The organism is Streptomyces sp. NBC_00273 (genome assembly GCF_036178145.1).
Lineage (GTDB): Bacteria > Actinomycetota > Actinomycetes > Streptomycetales > Streptomycetaceae > Streptomyces.
Map to the genome: position 1 here is coordinate 7,568,316 of NZ_CP108067.1, position 20,794 is coordinate 7,589,109.

A 20,794-nucleotide genomic window follows, 5' to 3' on the forward strand; every position below is an offset into this window, starting at 1 on the left:
TGATCAGGCCCGGTCAGGCTCGATCAGGCCCGGTCCGGGCGGCTCCGCCGCCAGGTCTCCACTTCGGCCTCGACGTCGAACTCCGTCAGGCCCAGGGGCGGGCCCGGAGGGGGCCTGCGCAGGGCCGCGGCGATCTTCTCGTTGATCTCCGTGAGGACGTCCCGCACCTGGCGTTCGGAGCGGGCCGCCCGGACCTTCTCCGCGGCGTCCTCGGCCTCCTTGCGCAGCGCGAGCGCCGGTGGCAGGACGGCGAAGCCCTCGCGGTGCAGCTTGTCCTTGATCCACCACTGCTCGTCGTAGGGCGCGTCCAGCGAGGCCAGCGGCTTGCCGTAGCCGGGCAGGCTCTCGAAGTCGCCCCGTTCGGTGGCCTGTCGGATCTGCCGGTCCACGAAGGACTCGAAGCTGACACCCGGTGGCTTGCGCTCGGTCATGGTCCCTCCTCGGCAGTTCCTCCAGCCTACCTACGCGTCGTAGACGTCGGCCTTGCGCGGCGCCGGCTCCTGGACGAGCCCGCTCATGATCGAGGAGCGGTTGGTGAAGCGGTCGGTGTCGACGCCGTTCTCCTCCAGCACCTTGAAGGTCGCCGCGTGGATCGACCGCAGGACCGGTGCCACCGTGCGCAGGGCGTCGTCCGCCATGAACCGGTGCCGCCACATCGAGCTCGCCCAGACGTGGCGCAGGCCGAAGGGCTCGGGCAGGACCAGCTTGCCGCCGAAGAATTCGAGGAGCGGCGGGTACCAGGTCAGCGGGGCCCGCACGGCGAGGCGCACCACCTCCTGCGCGTCCACCAGCGGCAGCGGGCGCTCCACGGTCTCCCAGAAGCGGATGCTCTTGGGCACCTCCACGGTCGGAGCCGCGGACTTGCTGGTGAACAGTCCGTGTACGGGGCCCAGGGCGTGCGCGGTGACGTCCACGCGCAGCGTCTTGTAGAGCACGGTGACCGTGACCAGCATGTTGATGACCAGCTGGCCGTCCCAGAGCGGGTACTGGATGCCCAGGTAGTGCCGGTTGCCGGCGCTGAACTGCTGCTCGTTGCAGATCCGGGTGATCTCGTGCGGCTTGATGAGGAAGGCGTCCACGTTCTCGCCGGTGGGGCGGGCCACCTCGGCGGCGCCCTCGCCGATCGGCGTGACGATCCAGTGCTGGATCGCGGCGGGCGGGAAACCACCGGTGTGCAGGGGGCCCCGCTCCAGCTTGCGGAGCTGGGCGTCGATCCCGCGTATGACGTCCCAGCTGCGGAAGGGGTGGATCTCCAAGCCCTCGCTCTTGGGGGCCAGCTCCTCGGCCATCTGCCAGCTGCCCCAGCGGGTGCCCATGCCCAGGATCCCCTTGGGACCCGCGTAGAAGACCTGGTTGCTGTGGTCCTCCGCGGTGAGCTTGGCGAGCTGGTGGCGCAGGTCCTCGCGCGCCTTCTCGTCGGGGTTGCCGGGCACGGCCTCGGGGATCTTCGCGCCGACCCCGCCGCCCGACAGCAGTCCGTCCCAGCGGGCGCGCAGGTCCCGGGCGGTGGCCTCGCAGGTGCGGCGGGCGAGCAGCCAGCCCAGGGCCGGGGCGATGATCATGCCGCGGGCGTACAGGCCGAGGAAGCCGGTCAGCGGCAGCTTGAACATCAGGAGGGCCGCCACGGCGCCGATGCCGACCAGGACCACGGTGCCGATCCAGGAGCTGTGCTTGCCCTCCTTGGCGGCCAGGGTCTTGCGGAGCTGGAAGAGCCCCAGCCACAGCAGCAGGCCGGGCAGGAACAGCACACCGCAGACCAGCATGATCAGCCGGAGCTTGCGGTCGCGCTCCTTGCGGATGTGCGAGGCGGCCAGGCAGTGCTCCACCACCGTCTGCGGATCGGCACCGAAGGACTGGATGAGGGGCTTGCGGCCCGGACCGAGGGCGCGGGCCTCCACGGCCCGGCAGAAGGCCTCGCCGAGGCTGGGTTCGAAGAGGGAGATCTTCGGCGGTTTGATCGTCGCCGGGTGGTTCTCGTTGTTGGCGGTGAGTATCTTCTCGAGCTTGCTGTCCTTGCCGCCGTCCCGGTACGCGGCCGAGGCGAGGGCGTTGGTCGCCGCCGTCTGCCCGCCGCCCCCCTGCAGCGGAACCTGCGCTCCGGGCCTGAAGTCGAATCCGTCGTCCGCCACCGCTGCCCCCATCGCTGTGCGTTCCTGCTCTTTTGGTGCGCCGAAGAGCCTATCGGCGGATCTCGCCCCATGGTCATGGGACAGGGAAATGCCGCCCACCGCAAGCTGGTTGGGTGGGCGGCCGACCCTGTGCTACACCAATCAACTTCCCTTCTCGGCCTGTTCGCGCACCTTTTCCGCGATCTGCGGCGGCATCGGTTCGTGGCGTGCGTACGCGCGGGCGAAGCGGCCCGTGCCGTGCGAGACGGAGCGCAGCTCGACGGCGTACCGGCCGATCTCGATCTCCGGGATCTCGGCGCGGACCCGGGTGCGCCCCGGTGCTGCCTGGTCGGTGCCCACGACGCGGCCGCGGCGGCCCGCCAGGTCGCTCATGACCGGGCCGACGTACTCGTCGGGGACGATGACGGCGAGCTCGGCGACCGGTTCGAGGAGCTCGATCCGGGCCTCGGCTGCGGCCTCCCGCAGGGCGAGGGCGCCGGCCGTCTGGAAGGCGGCGTCGGAGGAGTCCACCGAGTGCGCCTTGCCGTCGAGGAGGGTGATGCGCACGTCGACCAGCGGGTAGCCGGCGGCGACCCCGCGGGCCGCCTGGGTCCGTACGCCCTTCTCCACCGACGGGATGAACTGGCGGGGCACGGAGCCGCCGACGACCTTGTCGACGAACTCGACGCCGCTGCCGGGCGGGAGCGGCTCCACCTCGATCTCGCAGATGGCGAACTGGCCGTGGCCGCCGGACTGTTTGACGTGCCGGCCGCGCCCGGCGGCCTTGGCGCCGAAGGTCTCGCGCAGGCTCACCTTGTGCGGGACGGGGTCGACCTGGACGCCGTAGCGGGTGCGCAGCCGCTCCAGGGCGACGTCCTGGTGGGCCTCGCCGAGGCACCACAGGACGACCTGGTGGGTGTGCGGGTTCTGCTCCAGCCGCATGGTCGGGTCCTCGGCGACGAGCCGGGCCAGGCCCTGGGACAGCTTGTCCTCGTCGGCCTTGCTGTGCGCCTCGATGGCGAGGGGCAGCAGGGGGTCGGGCATGGTCCACGGCGCCATAAGGAGCGGGTCGTCCTTGGCGGAGAGGGTGTCGCCGGTCTCCGCTCGGGTCAGTTTGGCCACGCAGGCCAGGTCGCCGGCGATGCACCGGGTGAGGACGCGCTGCTGTTTGCCGAAGGGGGAGGAGAGGGTGCCGACCCGCTCGTCGACGTCGTGGTCCTCGTGCCCGCGGTCGGTGAGGCCGTGCCCGCTGACGTGGACGGTCTCCTCGGCCTTCAGGGTGCCGGAGAAGACGCGTACGAGGGAGACCCGGCCGACGTAGGGGTCGGAGGAGGTCTTGACGACCTCGGCGACGAGGGAGCCGTCGGGATCGCAGGTGACGTCCGGGCGGGCGGAGCCGTCGGGACGGGTGACGGTGACGGCGGCGCGCTCCAGGGGGGTGGGGAAGCCGCCGGTGACCAGTTCCAGGAGCTCCACGGTGCCCAGGCCCTGGCGGGCGCCGTCGGTGGCGGGGGCGGCCATCAGGACGGGGTGGAAGGTGCCGCGCGCGACCGCCCGCTCCAGGTCGTCGACGAGGGTCTTGAAGTCGATCTCCTCGCCGCCCAGGTAGCGGTCCATGAGGCTCTCGTCCTCGCTCTCGGCGATGATCCCTTCGATGAGCCGGGCGCGGGCGTCGGTGATGAGGGCGAGCTCGGCCGGGTCCGGGTCGCGCTCCACGCGCTCGCCGGAGGCGTACTCGTAGACGCGCCGGGAGAGCAGGCCGAGCAGGCCTGTGACGGGGGAGTGCCCGTCGGGGCCGGGCGGGCCGTGCAGGGGGAGGTAGAGGGGGATCACCGCGTCGGGGTCGTCGGCGCCGAAGATCTCGCCGCAGACGGTGGCCATCTGCGCGTAGTCGGAGCGGGCGGCCTCCAGGTGGGTCACGACGATGGCGCGGGGCATGCCGACGGCCTCGCACTCGTCCCAGACCATGCGGGTGGCGCCGTCGATCCCGTCCGAGGCCGAGACGACGAAAAGGGCCGCGTCCGCTGCGCGCAGACCGGCCCTGAGTTCCCCGACGAAGTCGGCGTATCCGGGGGTGTCCAGGATATTGATCTTGATTCCGCCCCATTCGACGGGGACGAGGGACAGCTGGACGGAGCGCTGCCGGCGGTGCTCGATCTCGTCGTAGTCGGAGACGGTGGCGCCGTCCTCGACCCGGCCGGCCCGATTGACCGCTCCTGCGGTCAGGGCGAGGGCTTCGACCAGCGTGGTCTTGCCGGATCCGCTGTGGCCGACCAGCACGACGTTCCGAATGGAAGAGGGGCGGTCGGCCGTCAGTGCCCTGCCGGCGGCTCCGGCTTGGTGTGATGTGGCTCCCATGATGCTCGTACCTCCCGGTGGTGACGGTGAGGAGGGTCGGGTGGTGTGGGATCGGTGTCCGGATCGGGTGTCCCGGTCGCCTCCGCGGAGGAGGAACGCGGGATTCTTCGAGCTTTGCACTGCTGTCACATCCCGTCCATACGTCGTACCGGGGACGCCCCCGGGGCCCACCGGGGGCGGTCCACGGCGTGAAGTACGTCTTACGTGACACGAACCGGTGGGTGCGCGGCGTTCGCGCGGTGGCGTGCTGGCTACGATGGGCCAGCCGGTGGCCGTGGTGGCCGTGCGGCCCAGCGACCCTCTGGGAAGGCCATGCTGAACAAGTACGCGCGTGCATTCTTCACGCGTGTTCTCACGCCATTCGCCGCATTTCTGCTCCGGCGGGGGGTGAGCCCGGACGCGGTCACCCTGATCGGCACGGCCGGAGTGGTGGCCGGAGCGCTGTGGTTCTTCCCCCGCGGCGAGTTCTTCTGGGGCACCATCACCATCACCCTCTTCGTCTTCTCCGACCTGGTGGACGGGAACATGGCCCGCCAGGCCGGCATCTCCAGCCGGTGGGGAGCCTTCCTCGACTCCACCCTCGACCGGGTGGCGGACGCGGCGATCTTCGGCGGCCTCGCGCTCTGGTACGCGGGCAACGGGAACGACAACGCACTGTGTGCGGTGGCGATCTTCTGTCTGGCCAGCGGCCAGGTGGTCTCGTACACCAAGGCGCGCGGCGAGTCGATCGGGCTGCCGGTGGCCGTCAACGGGCTCATCGAGCGGGCCGAGCGACTGGTGATCTCGCTGGTCGCGGCGGGCCTGTCCGGGCTGCAGACCTTCGGTGTGCCGTCCTGGATCGGTGTGCTGCTGCCGATCGCGCTGTGGATCGTGGCGGTGGGCTCGCTCGTCACCCTGATCCAGCGGGTGGTCACCGTACGCCGCGAGTCGGCCGAGGCCGACGCGGCGGCCTCGGCCGCCGAGGGCGGCGCGGCCTGATGGGCGCCATACAGGACAAGCTGGTCGACTCGCTGTACGGACTCGGCTGGGCCGGGGTCAAGAAGCTGCCCGAACCGGCCGCCGTGGCCCTGGGCCGGCGCATCGCCGACTTCGCGTGGAAGCGGCGCGGCAAGAGCGTGCTGCGGCTGGAGTCGAACCTGGCCCGGGTGGTGCCCGACGCCGGCCCGGAGCGGCTGCGCGAGCTGTCGCAGGCGGGCATGCGCTCGTACATGCGGTACTGGATGGAGTCCTTCCGGCTGCCGACCATGGACCCGAAGCGCTTCAGCACCGACGTCGAGTTCCGGGACGAGCACCTGCTGCGCGAGGCCCTCGACTCCGGGCGCGGCGTGATCGTGGCCCTGCCGCACCTCGCCAACTGGGACCTCGCCGGGGCCTGGGCCATCGGTCACATGGGGGCGCCCTTCACCACGGTCGCCGAGCGGCTGAAGCCCGAGACCCTCTACGACCGCTTCGTGGCCTACCGGGAGAGCCTGGGCATGGAGGTCCTGCCGCACAGCGGCGGCGCCGCCTTCGGCACCCTCGCCCGGCGACTGCGCTCCGGCGGCCTGGTCTGCTTGGTCGCGGACCGGGACCTGTCGGCCTCCGGGGTCGAGGTGGACTTCTTCGGCGCCACGGCGCGCATGCCGGCCGGACCGGCGCTGCTGGCCCAGCAGACCGGTGCGGTGCTGCTGCCGGCGACCCTGCACTACGGCGACACGCCGAAGCTCTACGGCCGGATCCACCCCGAGGTGGAGGTGCCGAAGACCGGGACCCGGACCGAGAAGACCACCCGCATGACCCAGGCGCTGGCGGACGCCTTCGCGTGGGGCATCGCCGAGCACCCGGAGGACTGGCACATGCTGCAGCGGCTGTGGCTGGACGACCTGGAGGAGCGCCCGTAGTGAAGATCGGCATCGTGTGCCCGTACTCGTGGGACGTGCCGGGCGGCGTCCAGTTCCACATCCGGGACCTGGCGGAGCACCTGATCCGCCTCGGCCACGAGGTGTCGGTGCTCGCCCCGGCGGACGACGAGACCCCGCTGCCGCCTTACGTGGTCTCGGCCGGACGGGCGGTGCCGGTCCCGTACAACGGCTCGGTGGCCCGGCTGAACTTCGGCTTCCTGTCGGCGGCCCGGGTCCGGCGCTGGCTCCACGACGGCACCTTCGACGTGATCCACATCCACGAGCCGGCCTCGCCCTCGCTGGGGCTGCTGTCCTGCTGGGCGGCGCAGGGGCCGATCGTGGCGACCTTCCACACCTCGAACCCCCGGTCCCGGGCGATGATCGCGGCGTACCCGATCCTGCAGCCGGCCCTGGAGAAGATCAACGCGCGGATCGCGGTGAGCGAGTACGCGCGCCGCACGCTGGTGGAGCACCTGGGCGGCGACGCGGTCGTCATCCCCAACGGCGTCGACGTGGACTTCTTCGCCAAGGCCGAGGCCAACCCCGACTGGTCCGGTCAGACCCTGGGCTTCATCGGCCGGATCGACGAGCCCCGCAAGGGCCTGCCGGTGCTGATGGCGGCCTTCCCGAAGATCGTGGAGGCCTGCCCGGACGTACGCCTGCTGGTGGCGGGCCGCGGCGACGAGGAGGAGGCGGTGGCCTCCCTCCCGGCGGACCTCCGCTCCCGCGTCGAGTTCCTCGGCATGGTCTCGGACGAGGACAAGGCGCGGCTGCTGCGCAGCGTGGACGTGTACGTCGCCCCCAACACCGGCGGCGAGAGCTTCGGCATCATCCTGGTGGAGGCCCTGTCGGCGGGCGCGGCCGTGCTCGCGTCGGACCTGGACGCCTTCGCCCAGGTCCTGGACCAGGGCGGGGCGGGCGACCTCTTCGCCAACGAGAACGCCGACGCGCTGGCGACGGCGGCGATCAGCCTGCTGCGGGACCCGGAGCGCCGGGCCGAGCTCAGCGCCCGCGGCTCGGCGCACGTGCGCCGCTTCGACTGGTCCACGGTCGGCGCGGACATCCTGGCCGTCTACGAAACGGTGACGGACGGCGCCGCGGCGGTGGCCGCGGACGAACGCGTCCCCCTGCGCACCCGCTTGGGCTTCTCGAAGGACACCACGTCCTCCTGAGGGTTCACCACCCGGCGGAGACGGTCCGGTCGGGCCGCCCGCCGGGGGTGACGGTCACCTCGTGGACCTCCCCGCCACCGGTGGTCATGCGGATCCGGTCGGGGGCCGTCCACACGGTCTCGAGCAGTGCGTAGTACGGGGCGTCGCCGTTGAAGGAGCCGACGGTCCAGCGGCGCTCCAGGAGCCCGCTGCCCTGGTGGACGTACACCGTCCACACCGGGTCGATCCCGGCCAGCCCCTGCTCGATGACCAGCCGACGGTCGTCCCGGTCGGGGGACGCCAGGTCCTGCGTCCGTACGTCGTCGCCCGTCAGCAGGGCCAACAAGCTGGCGATGATCAGGACCGGGACGCCGAGCACGGCCAACGGGAGGGCGACGGCGAGGCGCGTCGCCGGTTTCCGCACTCCCAGCAGGGCCGCCGCGATCAGGGCGGTCAGTGCGAGCCAGCACGTCGTGACGAAGTGGCCGCGGACCTTGCCCAGGACGACGAGACCGCCGTCCGAACCGCCCCAGAGGCAAGCGGCCAGGGCACCGGCCACCAGGGCGCCGGCCACGAGGGCGGCGGCCACCGCCAGCACTGCGCGTGCCGACGATCTGCGGTGCGATCTCATGAATCTTGTCCCCCCGATAGGTTTGGATCATGAACCCTACGGTCCGGGGGCGGCCCGGGCCAGGGGCGATGGGGGTCGGGGGCGCGTGGAGCGGTAGGGTCGCGCAGCGTGATCGAAACCCTTGTCTGGATCGCCCTGGCTCTCGGAGTCATCGGGGTCTACCTCAGCTGGACCGCCGGCCGGCTCGACCGGCTGCACTCGCGGATGGACGCCGCGCGGGCCGCGCTCGACGCGCAGCTCGTGCGGCGGGCTTCCGTCGTGCTGGAGGTCGCCACCTCCGGGGTGCTCGACCCCGCCTCCTCCCTGGTGCTCTACGAGGCCGCGCACGCCGCCCGGCAGGCCGAGGAGGACCACCGCGAGGTGGCCGAGAGCGAGCTCAGCCAGGCGCTGCGGGCGGTCTTCGCCGATGCCGACCAGGTCGACGTGCTCAAGGCGGCCCCCGGTGGGGCCGAGGCCACGGAGGAGTTGGCGGCGGCCGTCCGCCGGGTTCCGATGGCGCGGCGGTTCCTCAACGACTCGGTACGGGCCGCCCGCGCGCTGCGCCGGCACCGCAAGGTCCGCTGGTTCAGACTGGCGGGGCACGCGCCGTTCCCGCTCGCCTTCGAAATGGACGACGAGCCCCCGGTGGATCTTGCAGAACGGCCGGCCTAGACACCCCTGGGGGCTTCCAAGGGCCGCGAGGGACAAATCAAGGAGCCACAGGCTCCACATTGGCCCTTGTAGTGGACTGATCCTCTGGGGTTTCCTCAGCCGAGTAGTACGAGCAGAACCCCGTCTTCCTTTCGAGTGAGGTCAATCCGTGAGCACGCTTCCCACCTCCCCCCAGTCCGCCGAGTCGGCGATCGGCACCTCGCGTGTCAAGCGCGGCATGGCCGAGCAGCTGAAGGGCGGCGTGATCATGGACGTGGTCAACGCCGAGCAGGCGAAGATCGCCGAGGACGCCGGCGCCGTGGCCGTCATGGCTCTGGAGCGGGTCCCGGCCGACATCCGCAAGGACGGCGGCGTCGCGCGCATGTCCGACCCGAACATGATCGAAGAGATCATCGAGGCCGTCTCGATCCCGGTCATGGCCAAGTCCCGCATCGGCCACTTCGTCGAGGCCCAGGTCCTGCAGTCCCTCGGCGTCGACTACATCGACGAGTCCGAGGTCCTGACCCCGGCCGACGAGGTCAACCACTCCGACAAGTGGGCGTTCACCACCCCCTTCGTCTGTGGCGCCACCAACCTGGGCGAGGCCCTGCGCCGCATCGCCGAGGGCGCGGCCATGATCCGCTCGAAGGGCGAGGCCGGCACCGGCAACGTCGTCGAGGCCGTCCGCCACCTGCGCCAGATCAAGAACGAGATCGCCCGCCTGCGCGGCTACGACAACAACGAGCTGTTCGCCGCCGCCAAGGAGCTGCGCGCCCCGTACGAGCTCGTCAAGGAAGTTGCCGAGCTCGGCAAGCTCCCGGTCGTGCTGTTCTCCGCCGGTGGCGTCGCCACCCCGGCCGACGCCGCGCTGATGCGCCAGCTCGGCGCCGAGGGCGTCTTCGTCGGCTCCGGCATCTTCAAGTCGGGCGACCCGGCCAAGCGCGCCGCCGCCATCGTGAAGGCCACCACCTTCTACGACGACCCGAAGATCATCGCGGACGCCTCCCGCAACCTGGGCGAGGCCATGGTCGGCATCAACTGCGACACCCTCCCCGAGTCCGAGCGCTACGCCAACCGCGGCTGGTAATCGGTCATGACGAACACCCCCGTGGTCGGTGTCCTGGCTCTCCAGGGCGACGTACGGGAACACCTGATCGCCCTGGCCGCGGCGGACGCCGTGGCCAGGCCGGTCCGGCGTCCCGAGGAGCTCGCCGAGGTCGACGCCCTGGTGATCCCCGGCGGCGAGTCCACCACCATGTCGAAGCTCGCCGTGCTGTTCGGCATGCTGGAGCCGCTGCGCGAGCGCGTGGCGGCCGGCATGCCCGTGTACGGCACCTGCGCCGGCATGATCATGCTCGCGGACAAGCTCCTGGACGGCCGTGAGGACCAGGAGACCCTGGGCGGCATCGACATGATCGTCCGCCGCAACGCGTTCGGCCGCCAGAACGAGTCCTTCGAAGCGAAGATCGACTTCGCGGGCATAGCGGGCGGTCCCGTCGAGGGCGTCTTCATCCGCGCGCCCTGGGTCGAGTCCGTCGGCGCCGCCGCCGAGGTGCTCGCCACGTACGACGGCCACACGGTCGCCGTGCGTCAGGGCAACGTCCTGGCGACCTCGTTCCACCCCGAACTGACCGGAGACGACCGCGTTCACGCGTACTTCGTCGACATGGTGCGCGCGGGGCTGTGACGGGCTCCCGGTAGGATCGGAGACGAACACTGTTGGTTACGCGAAGGAGACAGGCGGATGTCCGGCCACTCTAAATGGGCTACGACGAAGCACAAGAAGGCCGTGATCGATGCCAAGCGCGGCAAGCTCTTCGCGAAGCTGATCAAGAACATCGAGGTCGCGGCCCGTATGGGCGGCGCCGACATCGACGGCAACCCGACGCTCTTCGACGCCATCCAGAAGGCGAAGAAGAGCTCGGTCCCGAACAAGAACATCGACTCCGCGGTCAAGCGCGGCGGTGGTCTTGAGGCCGGCGGCGCCGACTACGAGACGATCATGTACGAAGGCTACGGTCCGAACGGCGTCGCGGTGCTCATCGAGTGCCTCACCGACAACCGCAACCGTGCCGCGTCCGACGTGCGTGTCGCCATGACCCGCAACGGCGGTTCGATGGCCGACCCGGGCTCGGTCTCGTACCTGTTCAACCGTAAGGGTGTCGTCCTGCTGCCCAAGGGCGAGCTCTCCGAGGACGACGTCCTGGAGACGGTGCTCGACGCGGGTGCCGAAGAGGTCAACGACCTCGGCGACAGCTTCGAGATCATCAGCGAGGCCACCGACATGGTCGCGGTCCGTACCGCGCTCCAGGCGGCCGGCATCGACTACGACTCGGCCGACTCCAACTTCCTGCCGACCATGCAGGTCGAGCTGGACGAAGAAGGCGCGCGCAAGATCTTCAAGCTGATCGACGCGCTGGAGGACAGCGACGACGTGCAGAACGTCTTCGCCAACTTCGACGTCTCGGACGAAGTCATGGAGAAGGTCGACGCCTGACCGAACGTCAACGGTGGGCCGACGGGGACACCCCGTCGGCCCACCGTCGTTTCCGTCCCCGACGCCCTCGACGCCCCCCGGCCCGGCGGGTCGGTCCGTGCGGTCGGTGCCGCTGTCAGAGGCGGCCGGTAGCCTGCACACCTGCGCGAAGGAGGAGGTGGCGGTGGTGCGAGTGCTGGGTGTTGACCCGGGGCTGACGCGGTGCGGTGTCGGCGTCGTCGAGGGTGTGGCCGGACGGCCGCTGACCATGCTCGGCGTGGGAGTCGTACGGACGCCCGCGGACGCCGAGTTGGGCCACCGGCTCGTCGCCATCGAGCAGGGCATCGAGGAATGGCTCGACGCGCACCGGCCCGAAGTCGTCGCCGTGGAGCGGGTGTTCAGCCAGCACAACGTCAGCACCGTGATGGGCACCGCCCAGGCGAGCGCCGTCGCGATGCTGTGCGCCGCCCGCCGCGGAATACCGGTCGCCCTGCACACCCCCAGCGAGGTCAAGGCCGCCGTCACCGGCACCGGCCGGGCCGACAAGGCCCAGGTCGGCGCGATGGTCACCCGGCTACTGAGGCTGGACGCGCCACCCAAACCGGCGGACGCCGCCGACGCCCTCGCCCTCGCCATCTGCCACATCTGGCGGGCCCCCGCCCAGAACCGCCTCCAGCAGGCGGTCGCCCTGCACGCCTCGAAAGGCCGTACCCGATGATCGCCTTCGTCAGCGGCCCGGTCGCCGCACTCGCCCCCACCCTTGCCGTGATCGAGGTCGGGGGAGTGGGCATGGCCGTGCAGTGCACGCCCACCACCATCTCCGGCCTGCGCCTGGGGGAGCAGGCCCGGCTGGCCACCTCGCTCGTCGTCCGCGAGGACTCCCTCACCCTGTACGGCTTCGCCGACGACGACGAGCGCCAGGTCTTCGAGATCCTGCAGACCGCCAGCGGGGTCGGACCGAGGCTCGCCCAGGCGATGCTCGGCGTGCACAGCCCCGACGCGCTGCGCCTGGCCGTCTCCACCGGCGACGAGAAGGCGCTCGTGGCGGTGCCGGGCATCGGCAAGAAGGGCGCCCAGAAGCTGCTCCTCGAACTGAAGGGCAAGCTGGGGGCCCCGCTGGGCAGCAGCGGCCTCGTGGGCGCGCAGCGCGCCGCGGCCACCGGGCCCGCCCCCTGGACCGAGCAGCTCTCCGCCGCCCTGATCGGCCTCGGCTACGCCTCGCGCGAGGCGGAGGACGCGGTCGCGGCGGTGACGCCGCAGGCCGAGGCCGCCATCGCCGCCGGCGGTTCGGCCCCCGTTCCGCAGCTCCTGCGGGCGGCCCTCCAGTCCCTGAACCGGGCCCGCTAGCCGCGCGCCGCCGCGTTCAGCCCCTCCGGTGATCGAGGAGCGGGTCCGGGCGGCGCCCGGGAAACGGCGAAAGGGCGGGGTGGGGGAAAGCCCCGCAGGGACCGGCCCGCAGGCGACCGACCACCGTACGAACCGAGAAGGCAGACTGACAGCGTGAACTGGGACGACGAGACCAACGCAGACGAGAGCGAGCGACTCGTCGCGGCCTCGGCCGACGGCGAGGACACCGCCGTCGAGGCGGCGCTGCGCCCCAAGGACCTCGGCGAGTTCGTCGGCCAGGAGAAGGTCCGCCAGCAGCTGGACCTCGTCCTCAAGGCGGCCCGCCAGCGCGGAGCCACCGCCGACCACGTCCTGCTCTCCGGCGCGCCCGGCCTCGGCAAGACCACCCTGTCCATGATCATCGCGGCCGAGATGGGCGCGCCCATCCGCATCACCTCCGGCCCCGCCATCCAGCACGCGGGCGACCTGGCGGCGATCCTCTCCTCCCTCCAGGAGGGCGAGGTCCTCTTCCTCGACGAGATCCACCGCATGTCCCGGCCCGCCGAGGAGATGCTCTACATGGCCATGGAGGACTTCCGCGTCGACGTGATCGTCGGCAAGGGGCCCGGGGCCACCGCGATCCCGCTGGAGCTGCCGCCCTTCACCCTGGTCGGCGCCACCACCCGGGCCGGACTGCTGCCCCCGCCGCTGCGGGACCGCTTCGGCTTCACCGGGCACATGGAGTTCTACGCCCCCGAGGAGCTGGAACGCGTCATCCACCGCTCCGCCCGCCTCCTCGACGTGGAGATCGACACCGCCGGCGCTGCCGAGATCGCCGGCCGCTCCCGCGGTACCCCGCGCATCGCCAACCGGCTGCTGCGCCGCGTCCGCGACTACGCCCAGGTCCGGGCGGACGGCGTGATCAACCGCGAGGTGGCCGGTACCGCCCTCCAGGTGTACGAGGTGGACGGGCGCGGCCTCGACCGACTGGATCGCGCCGTTCTCGAAGCCCTGCTCAAGCTCTTCGGCGGCGGGCCCGTGGGCCTGTCCACCCTCGCCGTGGCCGTCGGTGAGGAGCGGGAGACCGTGGAGGAGGTGGCGGAGCCCTTCCTGGTCCGCGAGGGGCTGCTCGCGCGTACCCCCCGGGGGCGGGTGGCGACGCCTGCCGCATGGGCTCACCTGGGACTCGTCCCGCCGCAGCACGGCGGGAGTGGATCAAGCGGACAACAGGGCTTGTTCGGGGCCTGACGGCGCGGAGGTTCGACCCCCCAGGAACTGCGGTGCCATGCTGGGCGTTGTTCCATCGGTGCGGACTCGCCTAGACTCCGCCGATGCCGACCCTTCGGGTCGGTGTGCCCACCCCCGTAGAAAAGGCCGCCGTCCGCGTGCGGTCGTGCGAAGGATCTCCGTCCCGTGAATCTCGTGACACTCCTCCCGTTCATCGTGCTCATCGGGGCGATGTTCCTGATGACCCGCTCCGCGAAGAAGAAGCAGCAGGCAGCCGCGCAGATGCGCGACCACATGACGCCCGGCACCGGCGTCCGCACCATCGGCGGCATGTACGCCACGGTGAAGGAGATCGGTGACGACACGGTCACTCTCGAGCTGGCCCCCGGCGTGCACGCGATCTTCGCGAAGAACGCCATCGGCGCCGTCCTGGAGGACGCGGAGTACAACCGCATCGTCCACGGCATCGACGACGAGGCGACCGACACGTCGGTCGTCCCGGACGACGCCTCCTCGCTGACCGAGGCTCCGAAGGCGGACCTCACCAAGGACGAGGACGAGGCTCCCAAGCTCGACCTGGGCAAGAAGGACGAGGACGCGCCCAAGGGCGACGACGAGCCCAAGGACGGCAAGTCCGACGGCGAGGCCGGCGCGAAGTAACGCGCGGCGGGGGACCGTGGAGGCGCCCGACCGGCGACCGGCACGGTCCCCGTCTGTGACACTTCTGCGGGGGGCAGGGGTCCCCACCACACATTTCGTGGCCGTCCCCGCGCTGACCCGGCGCGGGACGGTTGGACAGGGAGAAACGACAAGGTGGCAGCACCGAAGAAGGGCCGGCGGCCCACGGGGGCTCAGGGGAGGCCGGGGCGCGCCCTGGCGATCATCCTGATCGCGATGGTGGCGCTCACCGCGGGGATGTTCCTCTCCAAGCAGACGACTCCCAGGCTGGGCATCGACCTCGCCGGTGGCACGAGCATCACGCTCAAGGCCAAGAGCGAGCCCGGCAAAGAGAGCGCCATCAACGAGACCAACATGAACACGGCGGTCGGCATCATCGACCGCCGCGTCAACGGTCTCGGCGTGTCCGAGGCGGAGGTCCAGACCCAGGGTCGCGACCACATCATCGTGAACATCCCCAAGGGGACGAACGAGCAGCAGGCGCGCGAGCAGGTCGGCACCACCGCCCAGCTGTACTTCCGCCCGGTTCTCGCCTTCGCGGACGGCTCCCCGGCCGCTCCCGAGGGCACTCCGAGCCCGAACCCCTCCGCGAGCGGCTCCGGGGCTCCCAAGGCCGGAGACGGCAAGACCAGCCCCTCCGCCAGCCCGTCGTCCAGCGCCACTTCCCAGGGCCGCGCGCTCAGTGAGGCCCTCAAGGCCCCGGCCGCGCCCACTCCCTCGCCCTCGGCGAGCGAGTCGAAGAAGGCAGACGACACCAAGGCTCCGTCGCCCTCCGCCTCCGCCTCCACGCCGGCGACCGGCGACGAGGCCGCCGCAGCGGCCCTCCAGGCCAAGTTCGCGGCGCTGGACTGCAACGACGAGGCGCAGCGCGCCGCCGCCGGTGCGGGCGCCAAGCCCGAGGAGCCGATGGTCGCCTGCGGCCAGCGCGGTACCGCCTGGGGCAAGTGGATCCTCGGCCCGGCCCAGGTCAACGGCCAGGACGTGAAGGACGCCAAGGGGCAGATCGACCCCCAGCGCGGCCAGTGGATCGTCACCATGCAGTTCACCGACAAGGGCGCCGACAAGTTCGCCAAGATCACCGGTGAGCTGGCCACCAAGCAGATGCCGCAGAACCAGTTCGCGATCGTGCTCGACGGGCGGGTCATCTCCGACCCGTCCGTGAGCCAGGCGCTGACCGGTGGCAACGCCGAGATCTCGGGCGGCTTCACCCAGCAGTCCGCGCAGGACCTGGGCAACATGCTCTCGTACGGCGCCCTGCCGCTCTCCTTCAGCGAGGACAGCGTCACCACGGTCACCGCCGCGCTCGGCGGCGAGCAGCTGAAGGCCGGCCTGATCGCCGGCGCCATCGGCCTGCTCCTCGTGGTGATCTACCTGCTGGTGTACTACCGGGGCCTGGCGTTCATCGCCATCGTCAGCCTCCTGGTCTCCGCGATCCTGACCTACACGATCATGTCGCTGCTCGGAAAGGGCATCGGCTTCGCGCTGAACCTGCCGGCCGTCTGCGGTGCGATCGTGGCGATCGGCATCACGGCGGACTCGTTCATCGTGTACTTCGAGCGCATCCGGGACGAGATCCGCGAGGGCCGCACCCTGCGTCCGGCCGTCGAGCGCGCCTGGCCGCGTGCCCGTCGCACGATCCTGGTCTCCGACTTCGTGTCGTTCCTGGCCGCCGCGGTGCTGTTCATCGTCACGGTGGGCAAGGTCCAGGGCTTCGCGTTCACACTGGGTCTTACGACCCTGCTCGACGTGGTCGTGGTGTTCCTCTTCACCAAGCCCGTCATGACACTGGTGGCGCGTACGAAGTTCTTCGCCAGCGGTCACCCGTGGTCCGGGCTGGACCCGAAGCGGCTGGGCGCCAAGCCTCCGCTGCGCCGGTCCCGCCGCACCGGTTCCGCCCCCGCCCCCGTCGACGCAAAGGAGGCGTGAGAGATGTCGAAGCTGGGAGATCTCGGCGCCAAGCTGTACCGCGGTGAGGTCGGCTACGACTTCGTCGGCAAGCGCTTTCTCTGGTACGGCGTGTCCATCCTGATCACCATCACGGCGATCGTCGCCCTGGCCGTCCAGGGCCTCAACATGGGCATCGAGTTCAAGGGTGGTGCCGTCTTCACCACCTCGAAGGCCTCCCTCTCCGTGGCCAAGGCCACGGAGGTCGCGGAGAAGGCCTCGGGCCACGACGCGATCGTCCAGGAGCTCGGCACCGGCGGCCTGCGGATCCAGATCTCCGGTCTGGACACCGCCGCCGCGACCGACGTCAAGAAGGCCCTCGCCGCCGACCTCAAGGTCAGCGAGGCCGACATCAACGCCGACCTGGTCGGCCCCAGCTGGGGCGAGCAGATCGCGAACAAGGCCTGGACCGGTCTCGGCGTCTTCATGGTCCTCGTGGTGATCTACCTGGCCATCGCCTTCGAGTGGCGGATGGCGGTCGCGGCGCTGATCGCGCTGATCCACGACCTCACCATCACCGTCGGCGTGTACGCGCTCGTCGGCTTCGAGGTCACGCCGGGCACGGTCATCGGTCTGCTGACGATCCTCGGCTACTCCCTCTACGACACCGTCGTCGTCTTCGACGGTCTCAAGGAGGGCTCGAAGGACATCACCAAGCAGACCCGCTGGACGTACAGCGAGGTCGCCAACCGCAGCATCAACGGCACCCTGGTCCGCTCGATCAACACCACGGTCGTCGCGCTCCTCCCGGTCGCCGCGCTGCTGTTCATCGGCGGCGGCTTCCTGGGCGCCGGCATGCTGAACGACATCTCGCTGTCGCTGTTCGTCGGCCTCGCGGCCGGTGCGTACTCCTCGATCTTCATCGCGACCCCGCTGGTCGTGGACCTCAAGGAGCGCGAGCCGGCGATGAAGGCGCTCAAGAAGCGGGTGCTCGCCAAGCGGGCGGCCGCGGCTGCCAAGGGCGAGTCCCCGGACGAGGGCTACGAGGCCGAGGACGAGCCGCAGGTCGTGGCGCAGGGTCGGCCGGGGCGGCGGCGTTGACCGCGCCGCTGTCCGAGGACGCCCGGGAGCTGCTCCTCAGCCGGATCAAGGACGTGGCGGACTACCCGAAGCCGGGCGTGATGTTCAAGGACATCACCCCGCTGCTGGCGGACCCCGAGGCGTTCGCCGCCCTGACGGACGCGCTGGTGGAGCTGGCCGGGCGGTACGGCGCGACGAAGATCGTCGGCCTGGAGGCGCGCGGGTTCATCCTCGCGGCCCCGGTCGCCGTCCAGGCCGGCATCGGCTTCGTCCCGGTGCGCAAGGCCGGGAAGCTGCCGGGCGCGACGCTCGCGCAGTCGTACGAGCTGGAGTACGGCACGGCGGAGATCGAGGTCCACGCCGAGGACCTGTCGGCCGGTGACCGGGTCATGGTCATCGACGACGTGCTGGCCACCGGCGGTACCGCCGAGGCCTCGCTCTCGCTGATCCGGCGGGCCGGTGCGGAGGTCGCGGGCGTGGCGGTCCTGATGGAACTCTCGTTCCTCCCGGGACGGGCCAAGCTGGCGCCCACGCTGGGTGAGGCTCCGCTGGACGCGCTGATCGTGGTCTGATCCCTTCGCTTGTCGAGCGGCGGGTATCCGGGACGTCCCGGGTGCCCGCCGCTTTCGTCTGCGGCGCCGCTGCGGGGGCGCCGCCCCCGGACCCCCGCGCCTCAAACGCCGGCGGGGCTGGAAGATTCGGCGCCGCCGGCGTTCGAGGCGCGGGGTCCGCGGCGGAGCCCCGGGGAGGGGCCGGGAGCGGACCGGCACAGGAAGGGGCTCGCGGAACGAGGGGGCCGAACCCTCGCTACCATGGGTTGTCCGGACCGGACACGGGCACCGGATCCTCCCCCAGACTCCGTTCGGGGGGACCCCCGTGAGGAGCGCTCTTGCCAGACGAGGTCCAGCCAATCTCCGCCGCGCAGCCCGACCCGCAGGCCGAGCAGACCACGGCGGCACCCGCCACGCCGCCGCCGGCCCCGCCGGTGCCGCCGGTCAAGCCCGCGCCGGCGAAGTCCGCCGGGTCCTCCAACCGGGTGCGCGCCCGTCTCGCCCGGCTGGGCGTACAGCGCTCGAACCCGTACAACCCGGTTCTGGAGCCGTTGCTCCGCATAGTCCGCAGCAACGACCCGAAGATCGAGACGTCGACGCTGCGCCAGCTGGAGCAGGCCTACCAGGTGGCCGAACGCTGGCACCGCGGCCAGAAGCGCAAGAGCGGCGACCCGTACATCACCCACCCGCTCGCGGTGACCACCATCCTCGCCGAGCTCGGCATGGACCCGGCCACCCTGATGGCCGGTCTGCTGCACGACACCGTCGAGGACACCGAGTACGGCCTCGAAGACCTGCGCCGCGACTTCGGCGACGCCGTGGCCCTGCTCGTCGACGGCGTCACCAAGCTGGACCGGGTGAAGTTCGGCGAGGCGGCCCAGGCGGAGACCGTCCGCAAGATGGTCGTGGCGATGGCCAAGGACCCGCGCGTCCTGGTCATCAAGCTCGCCGACCGGCTGCACAACATGCGCACCATGCGCTACCTCAAGCGGGAGAAGCAGGAGAAGAAGGCCCGCGAGACCCTCGAGATCTACGCCCCGCTGGCGCACCGGCTGGGCATGAACACGATCAAGTGGGAGCTGGAAGACCTCTCCTTCGCGATCCTCTACCCGAAGATGTACGACGAGATCGTGCGCCTGGTCGCCGAGCGCGCGCCCAAGCGCGACGAGTACCTCGCCGTCGTCACCGACGAGGTGCAGGTCGACCTCAGAGCCGCCCGCATCAAGGCCACCGTGACGGGCCGCCCGAAGCACTACTACAGCGTCTACCAGAAGATGATCGTCCGCGGCCGTGACTTCGCGGAGATCTACGACCTGGTGGGCATTCGCGTCCTCGTCGACACCGTTCGGGACTGCTACGCGGCCCTGGGCACCGTGCACGCGCGGTGGAACCCGGTCCCCGGCCGGTTCAAGGACTACATCGCGATGCCCAAGTTCAACATGTACCAGTCGCTCCACACGACGGTCATCGGACCCAGCGGCAAGCCCGTCGAGCTGCAGATCCGCACCTTCGACATGCACCGCCGCGCCGAGTACGGCATCGCCGCGCACTGGAAGTACAAGCAGCAGACCGTCGCCGGCACCTCCAAGGTCCGCACCGACGTCCCGCAGGCCGCCAAGGGCAGTGCCGGCCAGGACACGGTCAACGACATGGCCTGGCTGCGCCAGCTGCTGGACTGGCAGAAGGAGACCGAGGACCCGGGCGAGTTCCTCGACTCGCTGCGCTTCGACCTCTCCCGCAACGAGGTCTTCGTCTTCACGCCCAAGGGCGACGTCATCGCGCTGCCCGCCGGAGCCACCCCCGTGGACTTCGCGTACGCCGTCCACACCGAGGTCGGCCACCGGACGATAGGGGCCAGGGTCAACGGCCGGCTCGTCCCGCTGGAATCCACGCTCGACAACGGCGACCTGGTCGAGGTCTTCACCTCCAAGGCCGAGGGCGCCGGCCCGTCCCGCGACTGGCTCGGCTTCGTCAAGTCCCCGCGGGCCCGCAACAAGATCCGCGCCTGGTTCTCCAAGGAGCGCCGCGACGAGGCCATCGAGCACGGCAAGGACGCCATCGCCCGGGCCATGCGCAAGCAGAACCTGCCGATCCAGCGCATCCTGACCGGCGACTCGCTCGTCACCCTCGCGCACGAGATGCGCTACCCCGACATCTCCTCCCTGTACGCGGCGATCGGCGAGGGCCACGTGGCCGCGCAGGGCGTCGTACAGAAGCTGGTCGCGGCCCTCGGCGGCGAGGAGGCGGCCAACGAGGACATCGAGGAATCGATCCCGCCGGCGCGCGGCCGCAAGCGGCGCACCAACGCGGACCCGGGCGTCGTCGTCAAGGGCGTCGAGGACGTGTGGGTCAAGCTGGCCCGCTGCTGCACCCCGGTACCGGGCGACCCGATCATCGGGTTCGTCACGCGCGGCAGCGGCGTATCGGTTCACCGCGCGGACTGCGTCAACGTCGACTCGCTCTCCCAGCAGCCCGAGCGGATGCTGGAGGTCGAGTGGGCGCCCACCCAGTCCTCGGTCTTCCTGGTCGCCATCCAGGTCGAGGCACTGGACCGGTCCCGGCTGCTGTCGGACGTCACCCGGGTCCTGTCGGACCAGCACGTCAACATCCTCTCGGCGGCCGTCCAGACCTCCCGCGACCGGGTGGCCACCTCCCGGTTCACCTTCGAGATGGGCGACCCCAAGCACCTGGGGCACGTCCTGAAGGCCGTCCGGGGCGTCGAGGGCGTCTACGACGTCTACCGCGTGACCTCGGCCCGCAGGCCGTAGCAGGCGGCCGCACGCGGCCCCGGCACACGGAAGGGCCCCGGTACGG

At 71.0% G+C, this 20,794-nt stretch carries 19 protein-coding genes; 15 read left to right on the forward strand and 4 right to left on the reverse strand.

Features of this window, described 5'->3' with window-relative positions:
• Nucleotides 1-23: 23 nt before the first annotated feature.
• The 3 genes from OG386_RS33860 to OG386_RS33870 form a co-directional block, all read right to left on the reverse strand.
• Nucleotides 24-431 carry a J-domain-containing protein gene (locus tag OG386_RS33860; protein WP_328791214.1) on the reverse strand — a complete coding sequence of 136 codons (408 nt, stop codon included), beginning with the start codon at nt 429-431 and terminating at the stop codon, nt 24-26.
• A 30-nt stretch (nt 432-461) separates the two neighbouring features.
• Nucleotides 462-2,141, reverse strand: a complete 1,680-nt coding sequence (locus OG386_RS33865) for a hypothetical protein (protein ID WP_328791215.1) — start codon at nt 2,139-2,141, stop codon at nt 462-464.
• Nucleotides 2,142-2,270: 129 nt separating this feature from the next.
• Nucleotides 2,271-4,466: an elongation factor G-like protein EF-G2 gene (locus tag OG386_RS33870; RefSeq protein ID WP_328791216.1), complete on the reverse strand. Its 2,196-nt coding sequence runs from the start codon at nt 4,464-4,466 to the stop codon at nt 2,271-2,273.
• Nucleotides 4,467-4,778: 312 nt separating this feature from the next.
• Between OG386_RS33870 and pgsA the strand changes: the two genes are divergently transcribed.
• Genes pgsA through OG386_RS33885 form a run of 3 tightly spaced genes read left to right on the forward strand, consistent with a single transcriptional unit; the run spans nt 4,779 to nt 7,518 of the window.
• The gene (gene pgsA / locus OG386_RS33875; RefSeq protein ID WP_150256610.1) at nt 4,779-5,444 is read left to right on the forward strand and encodes a phosphatidylinositol phosphate synthase; all 666 of its coding nucleotides are present in this window, start codon (nt 4,779-4,781) and stop codon (nt 5,442-5,444) included.
• Complete coding sequence (locus OG386_RS33880; protein ID WP_328791217.1) at nt 5,444-6,346, forward strand: phosphatidylinositol mannoside acyltransferase; 903 nt, start codon at nt 5,444-5,446, stop codon at nt 6,344-6,346. The genes pgsA and OG386_RS33880 overlap by 1 nt, the downstream gene beginning before the upstream one ends.
• Nucleotides 6,346-7,518, forward strand: a complete 1,173-nt coding sequence (locus tag OG386_RS33885) for a glycosyltransferase family 4 protein (protein ID WP_328791218.1) — start codon at nt 6,346-6,348, stop codon at nt 7,516-7,518. The genes OG386_RS33880 and OG386_RS33885 overlap by 1 nt, the downstream gene beginning before the upstream one ends.
• Before the next feature lie 4 nt (nt 7,519-7,522).
• On the opposite strand, the gene OG386_RS33890 is transcribed toward OG386_RS33885, so the two are convergent.
• Nucleotides 7,523-8,128 (reverse strand): hypothetical protein, encoded by a 606-nt coding sequence (locus tag OG386_RS33890; RefSeq protein ID WP_328791219.1) that lies wholly within the window; start codon nt 8,126-8,128, stop codon nt 7,523-7,525.
• Between the two features lie 108 nt (nt 8,129-8,236).
• Here OG386_RS33890 and OG386_RS33895 point away from each other — a divergent pair, with 108 nt between their 5' ends.
• The 12 genes from OG386_RS33895 to OG386_RS33950 all read left to right on the forward strand — a co-directional run bounded on the left by OG386_RS33895 (nt 8,237) and on the right by OG386_RS33950 (nt 20,748).
• The gene (locus OG386_RS33895; protein ID WP_327734594.1) at nt 8,237-8,779 is read left to right on the forward strand and encodes a hypothetical protein; all 543 of its coding nucleotides are present in this window, start codon (nt 8,237-8,239) and stop codon (nt 8,777-8,779) included.
• A 148-nt stretch (nt 8,780-8,927) separates the two neighbouring features.
• Nucleotides 8,928-9,845 carry a pyridoxal 5'-phosphate synthase lyase subunit PdxS gene (pdxS, locus tag OG386_RS33900; RefSeq protein WP_030010552.1) on the forward strand — a complete coding sequence of 306 codons (918 nt, stop codon included), beginning with the start codon at nt 8,928-8,930 and terminating at the stop codon, nt 9,843-9,845.
• A 6-nt stretch (nt 9,846-9,851) separates the two neighbouring features.
• Nucleotides 9,852-10,445 carry a pyridoxal 5'-phosphate synthase glutaminase subunit PdxT gene (gene pdxT, locus OG386_RS33905; protein ID WP_328791220.1) on the forward strand — a complete coding sequence of 198 codons (594 nt, stop codon included), beginning with the start codon at nt 9,852-9,854 and terminating at the stop codon, nt 10,443-10,445.
• A gap of 57 nt (nt 10,446-10,502) precedes the next feature.
• On the forward strand, nt 10,503-11,255 hold the full coding sequence (locus tag OG386_RS33910; protein WP_030010550.1) for a YebC/PmpR family DNA-binding transcriptional regulator: 753 nt from the start codon (nt 10,503-10,505) through the stop codon (nt 11,253-11,255).
• Between the two features lie 166 nt (nt 11,256-11,421).
• Nucleotides 11,422-11,952: a crossover junction endodeoxyribonuclease RuvC gene (ruvC, locus tag OG386_RS33915; RefSeq protein ID WP_327388698.1), complete on the forward strand. Its 531-nt coding sequence runs from the start codon at nt 11,422-11,424 to the stop codon at nt 11,950-11,952.
• Nucleotides 11,949-12,581 carry a Holliday junction branch migration protein RuvA gene (gene ruvA / locus OG386_RS33920; RefSeq protein ID WP_328791221.1) on the forward strand — a complete coding sequence of 211 codons (633 nt, stop codon included), beginning with the start codon at nt 11,949-11,951 and terminating at the stop codon, nt 12,579-12,581. The genes ruvC and ruvA overlap by 4 nt, the downstream gene beginning before the upstream one ends.
• Before the next feature lie 153 nt (nt 12,582-12,734).
• The gene (gene ruvB, locus OG386_RS33925) at nt 12,735-13,808 is read left to right on the forward strand and encodes a Holliday junction branch migration DNA helicase RuvB (protein WP_328791222.1); all 1,074 of its coding nucleotides are present in this window, start codon (nt 12,735-12,737) and stop codon (nt 13,806-13,808) included.
• Between the two features lie 165 nt (nt 13,809-13,973).
• Complete coding sequence (yajC, locus tag OG386_RS33930; RefSeq protein ID WP_327386388.1) at nt 13,974-14,447, forward strand: preprotein translocase subunit YajC; 474 nt, start codon at nt 13,974-13,976, stop codon at nt 14,445-14,447.
• Nucleotides 14,448-14,600: 153 nt separating this feature from the next.
• Nucleotides 14,601-16,391, forward strand: coding sequence for a protein translocase subunit SecD (secD, locus tag OG386_RS33935; protein ID WP_328791223.1), 1,791 nt, complete (start codon nt 14,601-14,603; stop codon nt 16,389-16,391).
• Between the two features lie 3 nt (nt 16,392-16,394).
• The gene (gene secF / locus OG386_RS33940) at nt 16,395-17,450 is read left to right on the forward strand and encodes a protein translocase subunit SecF (protein ID WP_328791224.1); all 1,056 of its coding nucleotides are present in this window, start codon (nt 16,395-16,397) and stop codon (nt 17,448-17,450) included.
• Complete coding sequence (locus tag OG386_RS33945) at nt 17,447-18,001, forward strand: adenine phosphoribosyltransferase (protein WP_327386391.1); 555 nt, start codon at nt 17,447-17,449, stop codon at nt 17,999-18,001. The genes secF and OG386_RS33945 overlap by 4 nt, the downstream gene beginning before the upstream one ends.
• A gap of 317 nt (nt 18,002-18,318) precedes the next feature.
• Complete coding sequence (locus OG386_RS33950; protein WP_328791225.1) at nt 18,319-20,748, forward strand: RelA/SpoT family protein; 2,430 nt, start codon at nt 18,319-18,321, stop codon at nt 20,746-20,748.
• The last annotated feature ends 46 nt before the right edge of the window (nt 20,749-20,794 follow it).

Excerpts from the sequence above, each read along its gene's own strand:
- OG386_RS33860 (WP_328791214.1), bottom strand. The coding sequence starts at position 431 with ATGACCGAGCGCAAGCCACCGGGTGTCAGCTTCGAGTCCTTCGTGGAC.
- pgsA (WP_150256610.1), top strand. The coding sequence starts at position 4,779 with ATGCTGAACAAGTACGCGCGTGCATTCTTCACGCGTGTTCTCACGCCA.
- secF (WP_328791224.1), top strand. The coding sequence starts at position 16,395 with ATGTCGAAGCTGGGAGATCTCGGCGCCAAGCTGTACCGCGGTGAGGTC.
- pdxT (WP_328791220.1), top strand. The coding sequence starts at position 9,852 with ATGACGAACACCCCCGTGGTCGGTGTCCTGGCTCTCCAGGGCGACGTA.
- OG386_RS33910 (WP_030010550.1), top strand. The coding sequence starts at position 10,503 with ATGTCCGGCCACTCTAAATGGGCTACGACGAAGCACAAGAAGGCCGTG.
- OG386_RS33890 (WP_328791219.1), bottom strand. The coding sequence starts at position 8,128 with ATGAGATCGCACCGCAGATCGTCGGCACGCGCAGTGCTGGCGGTGGCC.
- OG386_RS33865 (WP_328791215.1), bottom strand. The coding sequence starts at position 2,141 with ATGGGGGCAGCGGTGGCGGACGACGGATTCGACTTCAGGCCCGGAGCG.
- OG386_RS33880 (WP_328791217.1), top strand. The coding sequence starts at position 5,444 with ATGGGCGCCATACAGGACAAGCTGGTCGACTCGCTGTACGGACTCGGC.
- OG386_RS33870 (WP_328791216.1), bottom strand. The coding sequence starts at position 4,466 with ATGGGAGCCACATCACACCAAGCCGGAGCCGCCGGCAGGGCACTGACG.
- ruvA (WP_328791221.1), top strand. The coding sequence starts at position 11,949 with ATGATCGCCTTCGTCAGCGGCCCGGTCGCCGCACTCGCCCCCACCCTT.